17 protein-coding genes are annotated in these 20,739 nt (G+C 54.4%); 10 read left to right on the top strand and 7 right to left on the bottom strand.

The genetic code is table 11. The annotated features are described in order from the left end of the window. Positions 1-30 precede the first annotated feature (30 nt). Entirely contained in the window at positions 31-1,296 is a 1,266-nt protein-coding gene (locus ACKGJP_RS10100) for an ABC transporter substrate-binding protein (RefSeq protein WP_409345526.1), read from the top strand. Positions 1,297-1,616: 320 nt separating this feature from the next. Here ACKGJP_RS10100 and ACKGJP_RS10105 read toward each other — a convergent pair whose 3' ends face one another. Beyond that, positions 1,617-3,752, bottom strand: coding sequence for a hypothetical protein (locus tag ACKGJP_RS10105; RefSeq protein ID WP_409345527.1), 2,136 nt, complete (start codon positions 3,750-3,752; stop codon positions 1,617-1,619). Between the two features lie 209 nt (positions 3,753-3,961). Between ACKGJP_RS10105 and ACKGJP_RS10110 the strand changes: the two genes are divergently transcribed. Then, entirely contained in the window at positions 3,962-4,657 is a 696-nt protein-coding gene (locus ACKGJP_RS10110; RefSeq protein WP_409345528.1) for a GntR family transcriptional regulator, read from the top strand. 376 nt (positions 4,658-5,033) lie between these two features. Here the strand turns inward: ACKGJP_RS10110 and ACKGJP_RS10115 are convergent, their stop codons facing one another. Further along, positions 5,034-6,224: an IS256 family transposase gene (locus ACKGJP_RS10115; protein ID WP_409345074.1), complete on the bottom strand. Its 1,191-nt coding sequence runs from the start codon at positions 6,222-6,224 to the stop codon at positions 5,034-5,036. A 281-nt stretch (positions 6,225-6,505) separates the two neighbouring features. Between ACKGJP_RS10115 and ACKGJP_RS10120 the strand changes: the two genes are divergently transcribed. The 5 genes from ACKGJP_RS10120 to ACKGJP_RS10140 all read left to right on the top strand — a co-directional run bounded on the left by ACKGJP_RS10120 (position 6,506) and on the right by ACKGJP_RS10140 (position 12,247). After that, positions 6,506-7,681 (top strand): M20 family metallopeptidase, encoded by a 1,176-nt coding sequence (locus ACKGJP_RS10120; RefSeq protein WP_409345529.1) that lies wholly within the window; start codon positions 6,506-6,508, stop codon positions 7,679-7,681. 160 nt (positions 7,682-7,841) lie between these two features. Continuing rightward, the gene (locus tag ACKGJP_RS10125; RefSeq protein WP_409345530.1) at positions 7,842-8,579 is read left to right on the top strand and encodes an MBL fold metallo-hydrolase; all 738 of its coding nucleotides are present in this window, start codon (positions 7,842-7,844) and stop codon (positions 8,577-8,579) included. 32 nt (positions 8,580-8,611) lie between these two features. Continuing rightward, on the top strand, positions 8,612-9,745 hold the full coding sequence (locus ACKGJP_RS10130; protein WP_409345531.1) for an aminotransferase class V-fold PLP-dependent enzyme: 1,134 nt from the start codon (positions 8,612-8,614) through the stop codon (positions 9,743-9,745). 173 nt (positions 9,746-9,918) lie between these two features. Further along, a complete protein-coding gene (locus ACKGJP_RS10135; RefSeq protein WP_409345532.1) occupies positions 9,919-10,914 on the top strand; it encodes a Gfo/Idh/MocA family protein in 996 nt (331 codons plus the stop codon). A 154-nt stretch (positions 10,915-11,068) separates the two neighbouring features. Further along, positions 11,069-12,247, top strand: a complete 1,179-nt coding sequence (locus ACKGJP_RS10140; protein WP_409345533.1) for an FAD-dependent monooxygenase — start codon at positions 11,069-11,071, stop codon at positions 12,245-12,247. Between the two features lie 49 nt (positions 12,248-12,296). On the opposite strand, the gene ACKGJP_RS10145 is transcribed toward ACKGJP_RS10140, so the two are convergent. From ACKGJP_RS10145 to ACKGJP_RS10155, 3 genes are all read right to left on the bottom strand, one after another. After that, positions 12,297-12,641, bottom strand: coding sequence for an MmcQ/YjbR family DNA-binding protein (locus tag ACKGJP_RS10145; protein WP_409345534.1), 345 nt, complete (start codon positions 12,639-12,641; stop codon positions 12,297-12,299). Positions 12,642-12,646: 5 nt separating this feature from the next. Then, a complete protein-coding gene (locus ACKGJP_RS10150; protein WP_409345535.1) occupies positions 12,647-13,324 on the bottom strand; it encodes an HAD family hydrolase in 678 nt (225 codons plus the stop codon). Positions 13,325-13,582: 258 nt separating this feature from the next. After that, positions 13,583-14,407, bottom strand: a complete 825-nt coding sequence (locus ACKGJP_RS10155) for a phytanoyl-CoA dioxygenase family protein (RefSeq protein ID WP_409345536.1) — start codon at positions 14,405-14,407, stop codon at positions 13,583-13,585. A gap of 84 nt (positions 14,408-14,491) precedes the next feature. Between ACKGJP_RS10155 and ACKGJP_RS10160 the strand changes: the two genes are divergently transcribed. Together ACKGJP_RS10160 and ACKGJP_RS10165 are read left to right on the top strand one after the other, a co-directional pair. Continuing rightward, positions 14,492-15,352, top strand: a complete 861-nt coding sequence (locus tag ACKGJP_RS10160; RefSeq protein WP_409345537.1) for a helix-turn-helix domain-containing protein — start codon at positions 14,492-14,494, stop codon at positions 15,350-15,352. A gap of 660 nt (positions 15,353-16,012) precedes the next feature. Further along, complete coding sequence (locus ACKGJP_RS10165; RefSeq protein ID WP_409345538.1) at positions 16,013-16,147, top strand: hypothetical protein; 135 nt, start codon at positions 16,013-16,015, stop codon at positions 16,145-16,147. Here the strand turns inward: ACKGJP_RS10165 and ACKGJP_RS10170 are convergent. Beyond that, positions 16,144-17,748, bottom strand: a complete 1,605-nt coding sequence (locus ACKGJP_RS10170) for a response regulator (protein ID WP_409345539.1) — start codon at positions 17,746-17,748, stop codon at positions 16,144-16,146. The genes ACKGJP_RS10165 and ACKGJP_RS10170 overlap by 4 nt on opposite strands. A gap of 35 nt (positions 17,749-17,783) precedes the next feature. Next, positions 17,784-19,571: a sensor histidine kinase gene (locus tag ACKGJP_RS10175; protein ID WP_409345540.1), complete on the bottom strand. Its 1,788-nt coding sequence runs from the start codon at positions 19,569-19,571 to the stop codon at positions 17,784-17,786. Between the two features lie 205 nt (positions 19,572-19,776). Here ACKGJP_RS10175 and ACKGJP_RS10180 point away from each other — a divergent pair, with 205 nt between their 5' ends. Continuing rightward, positions 19,777-20,727 (top strand): ABC transporter permease, encoded by a 951-nt coding sequence (locus tag ACKGJP_RS10180; RefSeq protein ID WP_409345541.1) that lies wholly within the window; start codon positions 19,777-19,779, stop codon positions 20,725-20,727. Positions 20,728-20,739: the final 12 nt, after the last annotated feature.

Genomic DNA, 20,739 nt, shown 5'->3' on the forward strand with positions numbered 1-20,739 from the left:
ACTTGCGTGCGTGTAAAGGGAGTGGAATTCATGAAAAAAATGACGTTTCTCATCATTTCGCTTGTTTGCTTTACCGTGTTTTCGGGATGTGAAGATAGCACGTATACGAAAAAAACGGTTGAACCGGTAACCTTGACCTTTTTCATGGATTATACGGATAACGAGATGTTTCGTAAAAATATTGCAGATCCGATCAAAAAAAAGTTTCCGCACGTGCAAGTAAACCCGATTGCCAGAGTTTTTCCGCCCGAGAGGCCGGTAAGCCTTTTGCAGCATTTAGAGGATGGGAAGGCTCCGGATATATGGCTTGATAACGCCTATTCCAGCGTACCCGAAGCGTTCAAAATCAGGTATTCGTTAGATTTAAAGCCGTTCATTTCAAAGTATCGGGTCGATACGAATCGATTTGACCCCACGCTGTGGGACGAAATACTGGCTTATGGCGATCAGGGACAAGTCTATGGATTTCCTTTCAGCGTAATGCGCCCGCAGTTTTTTTACAACAAGACCGTCTTCGATGCATTTGGGATGGCGTATCCCCAAAATGGAATGTCATGGGAGAATATTCTTGAGCTATCCAAGAAAGTATCCGGCACGAAGGATGGCGTTACCTACAGAGGCCTGGTAATCGAACCGTATCATATGGCTAAGTTTGCTCATCAATTCGGTTTGAATTATGTCGATTCGGCAGCAGGCCAGAACAACTGGAAAAGTTTTATACAATTTTGGAAGCAAGTTTATGAGCCTCCGATAGGTGCAAATGTGGAACCGAAGGTGGACAATCAAACGGCTATGGCCCTGAATCCGCCAGTCAATCCAAATACGAGCGGCAGTTGGGAAAAAATAACCTATCCGACATTCCAGGCACAAGGAGGGGCCGGAGCTGGCGGATTGTCGAGTATTATTGGAATCGGACCGAAAAGCGCCCATAAGGATTTAGCGTTTCAAATCATCGATCTCCTGACATCCGAAGAATATCAGTTGTCAGTTGTCGGCCCCCAATCGGACTCTTCCTTAATGAATGAGACGATACGGAAACATGCGCAGACCTCCGATCCCGCAAATGCCGGAAAGTTGGTTTTCGGCAAGCTTGCGCCTGTATCCAAGAGGATCAGCGTATACGATAAGGAACCATTCGGCCGGACGATAGCCGCCGATGTTCTCGTTCAAACGGCGCAAGGACAGATCGACGCGGAAACGGCTATTAATAGGCTGGATGAGATTTTCAAACGAAACATTGAAACTCAGAAGGGTGAAGAGACGAGAGCCAAACAGGTTATGGAATCCCTTAAGTAATACACCGCCAAGCTCGAGATAAACGATATCGTCTACCGGAGAAACCGTTCATTACCCAAGCTGCCGCTGCAGGATAACTGTTCCTAGAGCCTATGGAACAGCCGGAATCCTGGTAGCGGCGCTTTTTTTCGTGAATAAGAATTTCGTCGATGGCGAGAATCATGTACGTGGCAGCTTTACGCGGTACCGGTGAATCAAGGAGGCGATCCCTCCTTCAAGTGCCGAAGCGGAGCAGAAAGCCCGTCATTCTCCAGTAGCGAGGATGGCGGGCTTTACATTTTGCGATGGTATAAGAGATGTTGATCAGGCGGTTCTTTCGCTCAAATGAGCTCGAGATCGGTCAATGCCAAGCTTTTCCTGTACCCCGGCAGCTCGCTGTCGAGCAGGCTGCGGATTTGCCTGATTTTCCAGTGCAAATGATCGGGATCGGTCATGTAATCCATGCTGGGCTCCCAGCCAAGCCTAGAATCGGCTTCTGTCAGCGGAATGGCCGCCTCGGCGTTGACCAGCTCGGCCTCGGCGATCTTCACCAGCTCGTCAAGCAGGGTTGCAGCCTTAAGCGGATCCGCTTCGATGAACAAGCGCTGCTTCAGCTTCCACCACTCTTTGGCGTGGATGACGGTACGGATCGTCAGCACGATGAACTCGTTCATGCCGAGCAGACGCCTACCCTCGGTCAACTTGGCTTCTGGCGTTAGCTGCAGCGCCTTACGCAGCGCCTCGTTGCCCTGCTCCCACAGCTCGAGCATGCGGCCGAGGCTGCGGAGCTCGACGTCGAAGCGAGAAGCGCCAAGCGACTGGCGCGCGCTTTCGGCAGGCTGATAATGCGCGTTGACGATTTCGGTGCCGAACATCGCATGCTTCGATTCCGGAATACTGACCCCGTTGCGGAAAATGAACGGATACGACGGACCGATCCGGAACGGGCCGTATTGGTCTTCGTTGGTCGGGATGTAGTGGCGGATGCCTTCGCTCCAGTGCCGCCAAGCGTCCAGCACGTACGGAGCGGCTTCCGCGCCGTAATCGCGCTTCGCGACCGCCGCGAAAATATCCTCGGCCGGAGCCGGCGCGCTCCAATAAGCCGCCTTCGTCAAATCGTTCAAGAAGGAAGGCCACCAGCCGAAGTGGTGGGATTCCATGAGGCCCGACAAGCCCCATTTGTCCCTTGCTTCGAGCAGGGCTGCATGTCTTCTGGCCCATTGGAAAGGAACGGGCTCATAGGGGATGACGCCGATATCCCAAGTCAAGCCGCCCGTGTTGCACATCGTGTAAAGCTTGATGCCTCTTTCGCTGGCCGCTTGCGCCTCGCTGGTGAAATAGCGGCCGGGTCCTTCGAACGACACCGTATAGTCGACGCAAACGTTCGTGACGTGCTCATGCTTGATCTGCTCGAACATTTCGAATGTGACCAGCAAGGTGATGTCGTCCGGAATCGATCGGATCAGGTTAAGGCGCGGCTCTTCCGGCGCCCAGCCCCAGTTGTACGTCCAGAACACGATATCCGCCTTCTCGTTATGCTTGCGGACGACCTTCTTGATCATGTTCAGCCACTGCGGGAAGTCGACGCAAGGCCACCAGCCTGGGCTGACCTTCGTCTGCGGTTTATCCTTGGGCCATTCGAGGCGCAGCATCCCCGTCGTGTTGGGGTCGAGACTCGGAAACTCGCAGGATTCGCCTACGAAAATGACACCCTTCAAGCGCGGGCAGGCGGCAAACAGCTTGCCGTACGTTCCGTCGTAGTACTCCTCGGCATCCGGCGCATCCGGATGCTTGCGGCTTGTAATGTAGCTGTAAGCGTATACGTCAAGCCCGTGAAGATTCGCGCGGTCGATCAAATAATTGAAATCGAGAAAGCCGTCCGGCGTTTCGTTGACATCCTTGACGAAAATAAGGATGGCGTCGATCCCCGCATGGGCCATCGCGTTCAGGTGCGCATCCGGGTAGTGATCCAATCCCCATCCGGAGTGCACCATGCGCGGGGAGAAAAGGGGAGCACGCGTTATATCCTGCCGGCTGACGATCGGCGCTTCCTTCAGGTTCATCAAGTCCTCGAGGAAATAGCTGCCTTGGCCGACGCCCCGCTCGTCGAAGCCGCATACCGTAATGCGGTTCGCTTCGGCGAATAACCGGTAGCTGCGCGGCTCGGTCAGGTTTTGGCCGAGTGCGGGAAGCTGCCTGCGTTCGGCAAGCACGATGACGTTCTCTTCCGACGAAGCCGCGAGTGCGGGATCGGACACTCGGCGAACGGGGACGGATACGTCCATACTGACAAGCAAGTAATCCTGCAAGTCTTTAGCCACGTTCAGTACGACAGGACCGGCGTCTTTGGCGATGACGATGCGCCATTCGTCGGTAATTTCGACTTCTTGTGCGGAGGCGCGAACGTTCGGATCGCGGCGGTCGGGTTTGTGGACGACTTCAAGCCGCTTGCGGAACTCGTAATTTTTTTCGCTCATAGGAGGGATGTTCCTTTCTATACAAGCTATAAAATATTATATATAATACATTATATAACTGAAGCGCGGAGAAATGACAACAGAAACTTGGGGAAACGACTCGCATCCGTTATAATAGATTATATAGACTATAGAACGGAAGCCGTATATGCACGCCGCTCTACATGGCTTCAGAAAAGTTTGAGATTAGAGGAGTTAGTGGTGAGTACATGAATAAACCTGTTTTTCCGCCCAGACAGAGCATCAGCGAAGATTTGATCCTATACATCAAGCAGCAGATCGCAAGCGGTCAGCTTAATCCGGGAGACCGGATCGTGGAGACGAAGCTGGCTCAGGAGCTCGGCATCAGCCAGACGCCGGTCCGCGAGGCCATCCGCAGGCTTCAGGGAGAGGGGATCATTACCGTCGTTCCGAATAAAGGACCGATGGTATGCACGCTCGACAAGAAGGACGTATTCGAAATCTATTCGATTCGCGCGATGCTTGAAGGCTTGGCGATCCGGCTTGCCGTGCAGAACGCTACGGACGAAGATATCGACGAGCTCGAGCGCTTCTACAATCAAATGATAGAAAAGCTGCAGGACAGTACGGTGGAATATTTGCTGGACGACTCCTTCCACATTCACGAAACGATCATGAGCTTATCGAAGCATAGCCGTCTGATCACGACCTACCAGTCGATCTCGTTTCATATTTTGCTCGTCAACCGGATGCTTGGGACGAAGAAAACGAAGCAGAACGAGGTCATGCAGCACGGCGAGCTGATCGAGGCGATGAAACGACGGGAGCCGGATGCGGCCGAGAAAACGATGCGCAGACATATTTACCGCTCGTATTGCGACTTCGTGGAACTGAACGGACTCGAAGCGGAAGGAGACGAGCTGGAGGAGAAGACTTGGTTATAAGAAGATTGGAGGAAGCGGGCACCGGCGCCGGCTTCTTCTAAGGAAAGCTGCCTGCGGGCAGCTTTTTTGCATGTAAAGGATAGGATAGCGGACTTTCGAGTGCTTATTGCAACGTATGCTACGACATTCAAGCAATAGCGGATTTCGGAGGCGTTATTACGCCATTTCCGGCATTTTCTTGATCCAAAGCGGGCCAATAAGATCGCGGAAATCCGTTATCCCGTCCAATATGGGTAGCGTCAAGAAGTTTGTGTAAGGTTGTAGGGGGATCCATCGGAACGATGGATAATCACTTGCTTTTTAAATGTTTGAATGTTCTGACGATTTTTTTGGCGGAGGAGGACAGAGCCCAAGCGAAGGCGCGGGAGCTGGTTTTTTATTCCTCTTTAGCTGTTGAAGCCGGATAGCGTTCCTCAAAGATCTCAGTCAGTTTTTTCTTAACCGCCGGATCTCCAAACCCACGAATGACGCGGTTCTCGAAGCGCTCATTATACTCTATGGTATCTAGATAAATGATCTTCTCGGCAGCGTCAATGTTTGTTAAGCTGTTCATTGGTTTTAGCCGCTTCCGGAATTCTTTGTTCATGCGTTCGATGGGATTCGAGGTATAAATGGCTTCTTTGATCAGCGCTGGGTACTTGTAGAAGGTGAGCAGTGTGGGAAGCTGATCCTCCCAGGACTTCATTTCCCTCGGGTACTTCTTGCCCCATTTTGCCTTTACGGTATCGAAAGCAGCCATAGCCAGATCGTGATCGAGTGCGTGGTAGATTGTTTTCAGATCGTCGATAAATTCTACCTTATCCTGCACGCGAATCTTTGGAAACGTAGACCGAACCTTGTGAACTATACAGTGCTGTACGTCAGCCTTCGGATACGTTTCACGGAAAGCGTCATCGAGCCCAGGAAGGCCGTCAAACACGCCTAACAAGACTTCCTGAGCACCGCGCTTGTACAGGTCCTTCAAGACGTCGCGCCAACCGTTCGCACTCTCTTGACCGCCTACGTAAAAGCCGAGAATCTGCCGATGTCCGTCTTCATCGATGCCCATGGCAAAGTAGATCGCTTCACCGCTAACCGTGCTGCGCTTGAGTTTGACGTACAGGCCGTCTAGGTAAATGACGGAGTAGCGTCTTTTGAGCGGCCTGGACTGCCACGCATGGATATCCTCCAGTACGGTTGCCGTAATGTTACTAACGGTGGTAGGCGAGTAATGGCTGCCAAACATGCTTTCAATGAAACGAGCAACATCGCGGGTACCCATACCGCTTTTGTACATCTGGATGACCGCCTCCTCCAGCCAACCGTCACGCCGCTGGTAAGGTTGAAACACTTGAGTCTGGAAGTCGCCGTTACGGTCCCGCGGAACCTGTAAATCCTGGATATGCCCAAACTTGGTATGGAGAGAACGTTTGTAATACCCGTTGCGGCTATTGTGCTGAGCTCGTTCGTCATCGTCCATGAAGCTATTCATTTCCGCTTTCATGATACGCTCGAGATTTTCTTGAACAAACTGAGTGACAAGATTTTCAAATAGATCGGATAGGGTTGTTTCGTGTATAGTTGCCATGAGTAGGGTTCCTTTCTTGGTGACGTCGCAATCCCGAGAATACCCTACTTTTTTGTTGCTTGACTAGGCTCCAATTCTTGGTACACAAACAATTGTACACCGTCCCAATATGTCCAATTGGCTGTAAATAATGCCTCGAAAATCCGCAAAGTCCGGCACGTTGAAGACAAGCGGATATGGAATTCAGTCATAAGATAAGTATTGACCAATATATATTATATATAATATATTATGTTCAAGGAGCTGGCAGTACGATTTCAGCAAGCGAAGGAGAGACTCTTATGTCTGTGGAAGCCGAAACGGCGAAGCATCCTGCCGTTGCTATTCTGGAAGACTTGATCCGGATTGAAAGCGTTAACCCTCATTTCGACAGCGGGGCGAAAGGGGAAAAGGAAGTTGCCGATTACATCGAGAAACGGATGCAGGCTGCAGGCATACCGGTAAGAAGACAACCGGTTTTTCCCGGCAGGGATAACCTGATTATCGAGCTAAGAACAGGCAAGCCGGTGCCGACGCTGCTTTTTGAGTCCCATATGGACACCGTTTCGCTGGGCTCGATGGTCGATCCGCTGACGCCTCGTTATAGGGACGGCAAGCTGTACGGCCGGGGAGCTTGCGATACGAAGGGTACGCTGGCCGGGATGATCTACACGATCGAGCAATGTGCGCGGAATCCGGAAGCGCTGTCTGCGGATCTCGTCTTCTGCGCTTCCGTCGATGAAGAGCATGAATATTACGGGTTGCGCGCCTTTATGGGGCTTGACATGAAGATTGACGGTGCCGTAGTCGGAGAACCGACGGAAATGGGCATCGTCGTCGCTCACAAAGGCTGCGCCCGGTTTACGGTGCAAACGCACGGTAAGGCGGCGCACAGCTCGATGCCGGAGCAGGGGGACAGCGCCGTCTATCAGATGATGGAGGTGCTTCGCTTCATTCGCGAGGAGATCGAGCCGGAGCTGGCACAGCGGCGCCACCCGCTTTGCGGATCGCCGACCATCGTCGTCGGGACGATCAACGGCGGCACCCAAATCAATATCGTGCCGGAGAGCTGCACGATCCAGATCGACCGCAGGATCATCCCCGGCGAACGGCCGGATGAGGTACTGGCCGATTTTACGGCAAGGCTTCAAGCATATGCGGAAGGGAAGGGAATCCGTTTTACGATCGGGGAGCTTCTGCTCGATTGGGCGCTCGATACGCCGGCCGACGCTTCGATCGTACCCTGGGCGCAGCGGGCGGCGCGGCAGCTCGGGCTAAACGAGCAACCGGTCGGGGTCCCCTATTCCAGTGACGCGAGCAAGCTGCAGCGCAAGGGCATCCCGACGATCGTGTATGGGCCGGGCTCGATTGCACAAGCGCACTCGAGGGAGGAATGGGTGCCTGTCCGCGAGGTCGAGCAAGCGGCGGAGTACTATTTGCAGCTGGCGACGATGTTCGGAAGCCGGGAACGCGAATAGTATCCGCTAAGTTCGCGAGCGTTCGAACCGAAGCGGGAACGGTTACGTGTCCAACTGCAGGCCGATACCCATAGCTAATCGGCGGAAATGAATTTTGGCAGCCGATTGACATCTAGACAGAGCGGCCATCCAATGGCTAGGAAGGACAGGAGGAGCGAATATGCGGATATCGGATCGCATTTACTTGGTCGGAAGCGGCAAGCACGGCCATGAATTGACCCATCGTATGGATTGCAACGTCTATTTGCTGGACGGGGGGAGCGAGCTTGCGCTGATCGACGCCGGAAGCGGTCTTGCGCCGGAGCGGATTATTGCGAATATCGAGCAGGACGGCTTCGACGTCGCGAAGGTGAAGCGGCTGCTGCTGACTCACGTTCACGGCGATCACGGCGGCGGTGCGTACTATTTCCATCGGGAGTACGGCATGGAGGTCATCGCGGCCGCCGAAGCCGCTCCGTGGCTGGAGCAAGGAGACAAAGACAAGACGAGCATCGGCGCGGCGATAGCGGCCGGCGTTTATCCCGCCGACTACGTCTATCCCGCGTGTCCCGTTGCCCGGAGCGTTCGCGAAGGAGACCGGATCGCGGTCGGCGAGCTGGAGCTGGAGGTGCTCGAAACGCCGGGTCACAGCCGCGGCCATGTGAGCTTTGCACTCGAGCTGGAGGGGACGCGCTCGCTTTTTGCCGGAGATGTTGTATTCGCGGGCGGCAAGGTCGTCATCCAGAACATATGGGATTGTTTTATCGGGGAATATGCCGACAGCATGGATAAATTGAACCGGCGCGGCTTCGATCGGTTGTTTTCCGGGCATGGGCCTTACTTGTTGTCCGAGGCGTGGAGACATATCGAGCAGGCGGACGCCTGCTTTAAGCGGTTGGATATTCCGCCGAACCTGTGAGCGGGGCGGTGAACGAGAAAGGGGAGAGGACGATGAAGAACGCGCTGCTCGGCAAAGAATCTTTTGTCGGCTTGGACAAATTTACGTGGTTGTATGGCGGGGCGGAGACGCCTCCCCATATCACATGCATCGAAGCGATGAACACCTATATGCAGAACCGGGCAAAAGGGCCCGAGGGACGGGAGCTGCATACGCTAGCGGAGCAAAGCTTAAGGCGAAACATCGCGAAGCTCCTGAACGGCCGGGAGCAGGACATCGCTTTGCTCTCCAATGCGTCGGAATGTATTACGGCGATCGTCCATGCGCTCGAACTAAAAGAAGGCGACAACGTCGTCATTAATACGCTGGAGTACCCTTCCGGCGTTATGCCCGTGCTGCAGCTGCAAAACGAGGGTGTCGAGGTACGGATCGTCGAGCATACGGACTGGCAAGTATCGGTCGACGCCATGATGGAGCAGGTCGATTCGCGCACGAGGCTGGTGATGGCCAGTCATGTAAGCTATTTGTCCGGCGCGAGATTCGATCATAAAGCGTTATACGCGCAACTGAAGAAGACGGATGCTTTGTTCTTGCTGGATGTGACCCAATCTCTCGGTGCGGTGTCCGTCGACATGAACGAAGCCGACTTTGTGGTCAGCAGCTCGTACAAATGGCTACTTGCCGTACACGGACTGGGCATTCTGGGCATCAATCCGGCAAGGACGCAGGATCTGGTTCCTCACTCGGTAGGCTGGAGAAGCGTGAAGAGCATTTTCCACGACCGCCGTTTCCAGGATTACGATTTTCTGGACGATGCCAGGAGGTTCGAGCTCGGTTATCCGAGCTATCCTTCGATCTACGCGATGAACGCCTCGACCGGACTGTTGCTGGAGACGGGAATCGATCGGATCGAGGAGCATATTGCGGAGCTGGGAGGACGGCTGATCCGTGAGCTTACCGCTCTCGGCTATTCGGTCATGACGCCTGCGGATCCTCAGCAGCGGGCAGGCAATATCGCCGTCGCCTTCGAGCGGGGCGGAGAGCTGGCGGATTCGCTGCGCGAGCAGGGCGTGCTCGTTTGGGGCGGAGACGGCAGGTTCCGCGCATCTATCCACGGCTATAACGATTCGGCGGATATCGATAAGCTTTTGGCTTTGCTTCCCGCGCATACGGCCGCTTTGCGGTAGAGCGTGACGGCGAGGAGATCGTATCTCCCAAATCGGTTCCGATGCTGCTGCTGAGAAGCGGCTGACGATACCGTCATGAAAGTGTCAGAAGTCTGCGTTTCGCGGTTGCCCCTTATGAAAAACAGGCTTGAAGGCCGAGCCATAACGATGATCTAGAACAGGGAGTGGAGAAAATGGGTAAAGTAAAAGTAGGCATTATCGGACTGGGCAGCTGGGGAAGCTGTCATCTGGAAGCGTATGCTTCCATGCCGCAAGTAGAAGTAGTCGCCATATGCGATATGAACGGCGAGAGAGTGCGGAGTCTTGCGGAGCGTTTCGGCGTGCCGCATGCGTATACGGACAGCGCCGAGCTGCTGCAGCGGGACGATATTCAGCTGGTCAACATCGCCACCTTCGAGAACAACCATTTCGAGCCGGCGATTCGGGCGCTGGAGTCGGGCAAGCATGTGCTCGTGGAAAAGCCGATCTCCACGAAGCTGAGCGAGGCGGTAGGGATGCAGGAAACGGCGGAAAAGAACGGCAAATTTATTTTCGCCGGCCACCTGCTTCGTTTTGAACCGCGTTACGCGGATATTTATCAGGCGATCCGTTCGGAACGGATAGGCGCGCCGCACAGCATGTTCTTTAAGCGCGGACGTACGAAAGCGATGTTTACCACCTATAAACGGACGCATACGGTTTATGAATTGTCGGTTCACGATCTGGACCTTGCCATCTGGTATGCCGGAAGCAGGGTGAAGAAGGTCAAGGCCTACGGGAAGAAAGTCAACGATACGGCCGTACCGGATATTTTGTGGGCGAGCCTGGAATTTGCGAACGGGGTTATTGCGACTCTGCACAGCAACTGGATGACGCCGGACGAAGCCGGGATTATTATGAACGATGCGGTGGAGATCATCGGAACGAACGGTACGGCGCAGTTCGAGAACAGCGGCTCGAATCTGCAGCTGTGGGATGCCACCGGGAGAAGATCGCCCGATTACTTCATTCACCAGACGTTTCATGGAAGCTCGACGGGGGCGCTACGCGATCAGCTGAACTACATTTGCGGCTGCGTAGAGAGCGGAAACGCTCCGACCTACACGTCGTTCGACGATGCGGTGCATGGCATCGAGGTTGCGGAGGCGATCGTCAAGTCGTTCGACAGCGGGCAGGAAATTATTTTATAATCGTCAAACGAGCGGCACGGACCTTGAGGTTCGTGCTGTTTTTCTTTTGCCGCGGCGGTTCTTAAAATAAAGTATAGTAAGGGTAGTAAAGCAAGACACTGCTGTACGGGGAAAGTATGAATCGGGTCAGGATAAGCAGGCAAGGGGGGAGAACATGAGGCACAGCGGGGTATCCGGTAAAAAAGCACTGATTGCCGGTTTCGGTATCGGAGGGCTTTGCGCAGCGATCGCTTTGCAAAAGGCCGGCTGGGAGACGGTTATTTTCGAGAAAGCTTCGGAACGAACGGAAGGCGGAGCCGGGATTGTTATGGCCGCCAATGCTATGAAGGCACTCGGTAAGCTAGGCGCAGCGGAACGAGTTCGGATGGAAGGAATGGAGGTCGGAATGGCGGAAATCCGTACGTGGGACGGAAAACTGATTACGAAATTACCGGCTCGGAAGCAAGCTGAGCGGTATGGCAGCCCTAGCTATTTGATTCACCGGGCGGAACTGCGAGGCATTCTTAGCGATGTACTGGCTCCGGGCACAGACGTGCAGTTTAACAAAAAGCTGGAAAACTGGGTACAAAACAAAGGGAAAGTGACCGTAACTTTCGCCGACGGGACCCGGGCTGAAGGGGATTTGCTAATAGGTGCGGACGGGCTTCATTCCACCGTGAGAGAAGGGCTCTTTGGCCATACGCCTTTGCGTTATTCAGGCTATACCGCGCTGCGGGGCATTTCCGTATTTCGCGACGAGCGTTATCCGATGGCTGCCGGAGGCGGCTTTGAGGCTTGGGGCCCTGGCAAACGCTTCGGATTCTCCCATCTTGGAAAAGGCCGCATATTTTGGTTTGCGGCAATCAATGCCCCGCAAGGGACGATGGCACCGGCAAGCGAGCGTAAACGTGCGGCACTTAAGCATTTTCGGGGATGGTACGACCCGATTGAAGCGGTCATCGAAGCGACGGAGGGAGCTGCCGTGCTTGCGCATGATATTTTTGACCGCAAGCCTGCTTCGACATGGCACGACGGATGCGTTGCGCTGCTTGGCGATGCGGCTCATCCGATGCTTCCCAATCTGGGTCAGGGAGGAGCACAGGCCATTGAGGACTCGCTTGTGCTGGCGGCTTGCCTGGAAAAGCATCCTTCGGATATTCCGGCAGCTTTGCTTGCCTATGAGCAGCGCCGAATGGCGCGTACCAACCGAATCGTACGCGAATCGCGGCGAATGGGACGCTTGGTCCAGCTGGAGCATCCTGCAGCGATCCGGATGCGTAACGCGCTGCTTCGTGCGATGCCTGACCGTATTCAGCTTGGACGTTTGCATTGGCTGTTGGGGTACGAGGTGTAAGGTAACCTTTCGGCGGAGCCGTTTTTTCTGCAAATGCCGTTACTTGGAATCAGTTTCCGATGGTTCCCGCAATCTTCTTTGGCGCGTTATAGCGCCAAGCATGAATGATGTGCTCGCGCAGCTCGTCCGGATCGACAGCCGGCAGGCGGATCAGGATAGCCGGATAATGGAGATAATGGTCGGTTATGAAATAAACGTCCGGATTGGAAAGCATGAGAAACTCTCGCATTTCGTAGCCGAGCTTCAAAGCGAGCGTTTCGCCGTCCTCGCGCAGTCTGGCAAAAAACTTGCCGCCAACCTTGAACGACGGCGTTCCGTAAGAGGTTCCCTCCGTTACGGCGGGTAACTTCTCGGCGATACGGCGAACGGTTTCCAGGTATGGATTGGGCTCCATTTACACTACCTCCTCGGCTTCCCTGATGGTTGAATATAAGGAAGTAAATCCTCTAGCTTTTCGATTCTCCCGATAGCGGGTACGCCTCTCTGGTCCATAATTTGCCGGGGGGTCCGGTAGCATACGAAAGGGATGTTTGCGTCCGCCGAGCCTTTGCCGTCAATCCAAGAGTCACCGACCGAGAGCCATTCGTCTTCCGCAATGTCCGGGAATTGCCCTTTCACGTAAAGAAATCCGGAAGGGGACGGTTTCAGAGAGGTCATTTGTTCCCTTCCCGCAACGAGATCGAAGTAGCGGATGATCCCGGTTTCTTCGAGCGCCTTTTGTGCCGCAGGCCATGCGTTATTCGTGACGACCGCCAGCACGAAGCTGCCGTGAAGCTGCGCAAGCAGCTCTTCCGCTCCCGGCTCAAGCCCGGCGCCCTCCATGCCGGCGAGCTCATGCTTAACCGCCACCGCTAGAAGTTCTTCATAGAGGCTGTCGCTGATTCCCGCATGTTTGGCCGCTTCGAGCAGGGTAGCCGTCGTATGATCCTGAACGGGAAAAAGCCGGGGCAGTACACCGGCGGCGACCAGATGCCGGAACACATCCTGCTTCATCGCCGGAAAGTCGATGCTCGACTGCAGCAGCGTATTGTCCATATCGAAAATGATGCCCTTGATGCGATTCGTTCGCGTCGTCATAGGTTCTCCTTAGCGGGATGTATTTTGATTGTACAGAAATTCCTTGACCGCATCCGAAAACATCAGCATGAGAGAACTGACTGCATTGACGATCAGGCAAATAATCAACCGACCAGAAGGACGCGGGCAGATCAGCCTGATGGGGATTCGCCGGCCACTCAAGTATACCATATGTTGGTTAGGGAACCAGTTGTCTTAGAAAATAGGCGAAGACGCCAAAAAAGCTTGATCGCTCAAGCTTTCGGCGTTCTGGCACTATCAATGAGGTCCGTTCGCCTCCGGAAATTCGCTGCCGCATGGACCGGCTTCTTCGTTCCATGCCATATCGACCGCTGCGCCGCCGCGCGTATACAACGGATTGTAGTACCTCCCGATCTTGTCGGTCGATACGCCGGTATAGTGGCAGATGAACGAGCGCCGGAACCGGTTTTCGGATTGGTTGGGATATGAGCCGTGAATGATGCTGCCGTTAAAAAACAGCACATCCCCGGATTCCAGCTTGGTCGGCACGACCGGCATCCCTTCCGGGACGTTAACTTCTTCCTTGGAAAAGGAAACGCTGGAATCGGCCTCATGCGGGCATTCGATGGCAAGCGAGTTCGATTTGGGCACAAGCATGATACCGCCGTTTTCTTCGTCGGACGGATCGACGGCAGTCCATGCTGCGATACAGGTGCCCGGTTCGACCTTCAGGTAGAAGTTGTCCTGATGGAGCGCTTGACCGCGCGCGCCAGGCGGTTTGAAATAAAACATGCTCTGAGCGGCATAAGCCTCCTCCTCGAACAAATCGGCGAGCACATCCATGACGCGCGGATGGATCATATAGCCCATCGCCGTTTCGTTAACGCGATGCGGATGCATCATCCGAGGGTATACCTTCAGCATGTCGCCGCGGGCTTCTTCCGGCGAGAGCGATGTGAAGCAGTTCGGAATCGATCCTTTTGCATGCATGCCCGCAAACGTGTCTTTCATATCGTCGATTTCTTCCTTGTTGAAAAGGCCGCGAATAATCAAAAATCCTTCCTGATCAAACTGCTGCTTCTGTTCGGCAGTTAGCACCGCGGGCAGTTGCTGTTTTGACATTGGAATCCCTCCGCTTATATGATGGTGGTAACGTTTTGATGTCTTTATTTTAGCGGCTCCGCACGCTTGGAAGGAATGATGGAAATGTTCGAATTCCTAGACGATCCTGCTATTCGGGACGAAATAGAGCACAAATCCGGTCAGCTGATCGGCGATCATTACCGGATGCCGTTCGGCTACCGCACCCGTCGTTCCAAAGGTTCTCACGACTGGTTGATCACCTTTACGCTATCCGGCGAAGGGGTCTTTAAAATCGGAGGAGACATTCTTCCCTGCATGGCGGGGGATCTCGTCATGCTTCCTCCCGGCACGCCTCATCTGTATGCGACGCAGGAAGGCTGCGTTTGGGAATTCGTTTGGGTGCATGTTGTGCCGCTTCCGGATTGGAGCGGACTTTTGCAGCTGCCTCGAACGTACGGCGGACTCGTTTATTCGCAAATCGGCGAGGAGCCGCTTCGGCAGCGATTGTTGAACGCCTTCGAGCGGGCGATTCACGACAGCAGGGAGCTCAAAGGCTTTTCGGCCGAGCTGGCCATGACGGCCGTGGAAGAAATTTTGCTGCTGGTGAACCAGCAGCAGTGGCAAACCTCGAAGCGGGCCATGGATCCGCGCGTATCGGAAGTGCTGCATGCGCTGATGCACCGGATGAGTGAAGCGCATTCGGTTGCGGCGCTTGCCCGGAGCGTCAATTTGTCGCCGTCCCGACTCGCGCATATGTTTAAGGAGCAGGTGGGCGAGTCGATCATCGATACGCTGAACAAAATCCGTCTGCGTCAGGCGGCTTTGCTGCTGCGGTTTACGCCGCGCCAAGTAGGCGAGGTTGCGAGAGACGTCGGCTTCCAGGATCCTTTTTATTTTACGAAGCAGTTTAAAGCTTTCTACGGGATAAACCCGAGCCAATACAGGAGCCAAAGCGCTCCTGAGCGAGAAGGGGAGCTGGAGTGAGGGAGCGGGCATGGGAGTCCGAATGGGTGAGCGGTAAGAAGGAGGAGATGAAGGGAGTAGGAGTAGGAGCGGGTGCAGGAGCCGGGAGTGAGTGGGCGTGTACGGTTGCTGGAGTAACGAGCGAGTGGAGCCCGAGTGAATGAGCGAGAACAGGAGCAGGAGTAGGGTAGCAGGTAGCGTAGCAGGAGATGAAGGGAGTAGGCGCGGATATAGGAGCCGGGAGTGAGTGGGCGTGTATAGGAGCTAAATGAGTGAGCGGGTTCGGGAGCTGGAGGGGCGTGGAGTAGCTGAAGGTGTTAAGGTAAACAATATTTGCTTGCAACTAATCCCCACCTAACGGAAGTGAACGGAGGGAGTTACATGGAAAACCTCCAGTTCATTCAGAGCAAAAACGGAAAGCGAAACAACTAAATGGAAAACCTCCAGTTCGTTCAGTGCAAAAACGGAAAGCGAAACAACTAAATGGAAAACCTCCATTTCAATCCGCTTCTTTTTCAGAGCAAGTCCAACTTCGGCGATAATAACGGCATGTTTTCCAGTTAGATGCGAGCATAGGGCGGTAATCCGTGAAAATAGATGGAGGTTTTACAGGTAATACAAACGAATCGCTTACCGCTACCTGTACCGCGAGCAAGCGGCCGTCGTCCAGGATGTGTCTTTGTGGCATACGGAGTAATCAGCAGCAGCCGCCGTCCAGGATCTGTTTTTGTGCATGCGGAGCAAGCAACAGTCGACACCATGAATCGCAGCAGCAATTTGCTGGAGCCGAGAGAGCGGCTGAGGTTCATTCATTAGCGGATGCTTTTGCGGAATTTTTGCGGCGGGATGCCGTACATATCCTTAAACAGCTTACACAAATATTTTTCGCTCTGGATGCCGACCAGCGTGCACAGCTGATTGTTCGAATATTCCCGTTCCTTCAGCAGCGAGGCGGCTTTCTCGATCTTACGCCGGTTGACGTAGTCGACGAACGATTCGCCGTTCTCCTTCTTGAACAGGGCGCTGAAATAAGTCGGCGCGAGGCCGATAAAGGAAGCGACGTCGTCCAGGGTCAACCGCTCCGTTAAATGCGTTTCGATATAGTGCTTGGCTCTCACGATTTCTTGTTTACCCGACTCGGGCGGTTTGTCCAAATAAATGCGAATCGTGTCCGCGAGGGATTGCCAATGAACGGCGAACTTCGCTTTGCTCTGCTCCTCTTTGCCGATATCGGGCAATGTCCCGAGCTGTTTGTTGCGGGCCGCCGCCTCGCGTCCGGCCTTGGCGATAAACTCCTTGAGAAGCCCCTTCATCTTCGCAGAAGGCAGCCGAAGCTGAAGAGCCGTTCCCTTAAGCCGTTCGGCTTTGCCCATCAGCTCTGCGATCGGCCGTTCCTCCATTAGCGCTATGAAGAGCCGTTCAAGTTCATCGGCCATGATTTCTTCCGCATGCTCGTTTGCCGGTAGGACGGTTTTTCTGGTATAAACCTCGCTGGCGGCGGCATAGTAGCCATGCCGGCATAGCGAGGAAGCTTCGCGAAACGCGATTCCGAGCGACTCCCAACCGCTGTAGCGTTCGCTTATCGCCACATGGATGTCTTGTTTCAAATACTTTCGCATATTGCCGATCAGCTTATGGCCCAGCTCCATGCTTTTGGCCAGCAGGTCGGCTGCGCTGTTCATGTTCGGCCACGACACGACGGCGAGCAGCTGTTCGTCGGACGATTCGCAAGCGAAGCCATTTCCTTGCTCCCGAATCGTTTCCTCCGCTACGTTCAGCATGGCGTAACGGATCGTCCCCTGATCATGAGCGGAATAGCTTTGGGAGAACAGAGAAATGTCGGTCCATTCCATTACGACGCAGCAATAGCTATCCGCCGCCCTCGCATCGACATTCATGCTTTCCGCAAGTCCGGGAAGCAGTGGTGCCGGCAAGTCGCCGCGCAGCAGCTCGCCGGTGAGCTGCCGGCGAATGCGATACACATTTTCGAGCCGATGCCGCACTAATTTCTGCATTTCGCTTTGCTGAGAGCGCTGCGCCTGCAGCCGCTCGCCCGTCCGTCGCAGCGCAGCAAGAAGCTCCTCCTCCGAAAGCGGCACCTTCACCACATATTCCTGCACATTCATGCGCATCGCCTGCTTGGCGTAAGCAAAATCGGTATACGCGCTGAGGATGACGAAATCCGTGCGAGGCAGCGTAAGCCGCAGCGTTTCGATCATTTCAATGCCGTTCATGCCGGGCATGACGATGTCCGTCAAGACGATATCCGGCTTGCTCGCAGCTGCAAGCCGGGCGCCCTCGGCACCGGAATACGCCTTGCCGATCAGCTCGAATTCCGCCTGATGCTTGGCGAAAAATTGCTCGAGCCTCTCGAGAATCATCTCTTCGTCGTCCACGATGATGCAGCGGATTTTCATGTCTTCTCACCTCCGGTTGCAGCCTGTCATGTTGTTTACTCTAGCCGCCTTTCCATGTCTGAAACGGAATGCCCCTCTTTCGAAGCTGCCGCATCCGGAAATGTCGCGATGACGCGCGTCCCGATTTCGGCTTCGCTCTCGATCGCAAGCCCGTACGCTTCTCCGTAGTACAGCTGAATGCGCTGATGAATGTTGAGCAAGCCGATCCGTTTGCGAGAAGCCGCGGCGTTCTTGGCTGCCTCGTCTCCCGGCTGGAGCAGCAAGCCTGCTTGCTCCCTCGTCATCCCGGTCCCGCTGTCCGCCACCTCGATGATGATGCTGCCTGCGTTTCGATAGGCGCGAATGCCGATATCGCCGGGCACCCGTCCGCCGCAATAGCCGTGAAACAAGCTGTTTTCCACGATCGGCTGCAAGAGCAAACGAAAGACCGTAAAGCTTTCAAGACCCGTTTCAATCGTTTCGATCAGCCGGTACTGCGACTTGTAACGGGCATTCTGGATGAACAAATATTCGCGGACGTTCGCCAGCTCCTCGGATAGCGGGACGAAGCGGGAATCGTTCGCGACGCCATATTCGAGAATCCGGATAAGCGAGCGGATGATCGGGTCCACTTTGTCCAGATAGCCGAGGCTAACCGCGTTGCTGATGGCGCCGAGCGTATTGTACAGAAAATGCGGATTGATTTGCGACTGCAGCACTTGGATTTCCTGTTCGCGCTGCAGCTCGTGGCTGCGCTTCACCTGCTCGAGCAGCTCCGCGATTTGCCGCAGCATGGAGTCGAAAGCCCGTGATAGCTCGCCGAATTCGTCCTTGCGGTCCAATACGACGGGAATATCGAAAAATCCTTGCTTGATCAGTCTCATTTTGCTAATGAGAACGGCAAGCGGTTTACGGATGTAGCGGGTAATAAAGGCGGCGGTTAACGCGCTAAGCACGAGGCCGACGCCGAGCATGGCGAGGTTGTAGGCTTCCGTCCGCTTGAGCGATTGCTGGAGCAGGCTGTCCGTATAGAAGGTCATGATCGTCCAGTTGAAGCGTGATCCGGGAAATTTGCGGTAATACCAGTTTTTCGCGGGCGAGCCGGTATGCAGCACCCCGCTGATGGCGCTCTGACTGAGCAATTGTCCGGATCCGATCTCACCGAACCTGAAGGAGCGGGTGTTGGAATCAAGCTCGGCGATATTGGTCAGATTGCCGGCTACGAGCGTCCCCTTCGGATCGACGATGGCGATGCCGAGCAGGTCGCTGCGGTTGATCGTGAGGAGAGACCTCTCCATCTCCCCAAGGTCGATGTCGAGTGCGGCGACCTTCTGCGGGTTGGAGCCGGCGATCGATTTGGCCATCGTCACCGTCCAGTCCTGCTGCTTCGAGCGGTACGGGGTGCTGACGAACACCGACGTTTTGTTCGCCAGCGCTTCCGCGAGAATCGTGCGCCGCTGCTCGTCCGGCTCGTTGAACAAGACGCTGCGCGGGCCTCCTCCGACCATGGAGGCGTCGCCGCTTATGATGTACACATTCGCGACGAGACCGGCGTTCAGGTCGTACAGCTTGCGCAGCACCGGGAGCATATCGTCAGGGTTCGCCAATTCGTTCGAGTACGAGGATTCCAGCGCGTACAGAATCGTATCCAGCGAAGCGGAGCTCAAGCTGATGTACTGATCGACCTTCGACTGCATTTGTTCAATATAAAAATCGTTGTTCGATCGAATTTCGCGTTCGATCATCCGGTAGGACATCTGATACAAAATGAACACAGTGCCGAAGACGAAAACGAGGCAAATGATAAATAATTTGAAAGTCAGGCTGTTATATCGATAACGCATGGGCGGGCTCCTCCGGTATTTCGCTGCTCTCATTGTACCATGTCCCTAATGAGCCGATTCCCGGATTTTACGCTATCGATTCCAAAATTTTATGATCTTTGGCATTCTTACGATTTTGGAAAAAGTGCATAGGATTTTGGAATTTCGCCGCCGCGCTCCGCTCTATAATGAGGGCCAGAGACAAAGACAAGGAGGCACGCCGCAGATGCAAGCAACGGCAAGCGGGATGGAGCAAGCGCACCGGACGGAGATCCGGCGGACGCTATGGAGACGAATTTGGAAGTTTAAAGTGCTGTATTTGCTGCTCGTACCCGAGCTGATTTATTTTATCGTCTTCAAATATGTGCCGATGGCCGGCATTATCGTAGCCTTCAAGCAATACAACTTGACGCTCGGGTTTTTCGAGAGCCCTTGGGTCGGACTTGCCAATTTCAAGACATTCATCAATGGGGTGTACTTCAAGGACATCTTGCTCAATACGATTCTCATCTCCTTCTATAAGCTGGCGTTCGGCTTCAGCGCTCCGATCGTTCTTGCGCTCATGCTGAATGAAGTCCGGATCAACTGGATCAAAAGAACGGTGCAGACGATCACGTATTTGCCCCATTTCATTTCATGGGTTATCGCGTACGGCTTGATGGTCGCATTGTTCGCGCCGGGGAGCGGGCTGGTCAACGCCTTGCTGAAGCAGGGCGGCATGGAATCGGTCTCGTTCCTGACGGATCCCGACTGGGCGAGGTTCATGATCGTCGCCTCCGACATTTGGAAGGAGGTCGGCTGGGGGGCCATTCTGTACTTGGCCGCACTCGCGGGCATCGACCCGAGCCTATACGAAGCGTCCCGGATCGACGGGGCGGGCAGATGGCGCCAACTGTGGCATATTACGCTGCCGGGCATTCGCAACGTCATCATCATTTTGCTGATCCTGCGGATGGGAAGCATCCTCGATGCGGGCTTCGATCAAATATTCATTTTCGCCAACTCGTTTAATCAGGAGAAAGCCGACATTATCGACACGTGGGTATTCCGCCAAGGCATCGAACGCATGCAAATCGGTCTGGCTACCGCCGTAGGCGTGTTCAAATCGGTAATCGCCATGGTGCTCGTCATGTTGTCCAATCAGCTGGCTAAACGATTCGACGGGCAAATTTGGTAGAAGGAGAACGAA

This window comes from Paenibacillus litoralis, from assembly GCF_046244365.1.
Lineage (GTDB): Bacteria > Bacillota > Bacilli > Paenibacillales > NBRC-103111 > Paenibacillus_V.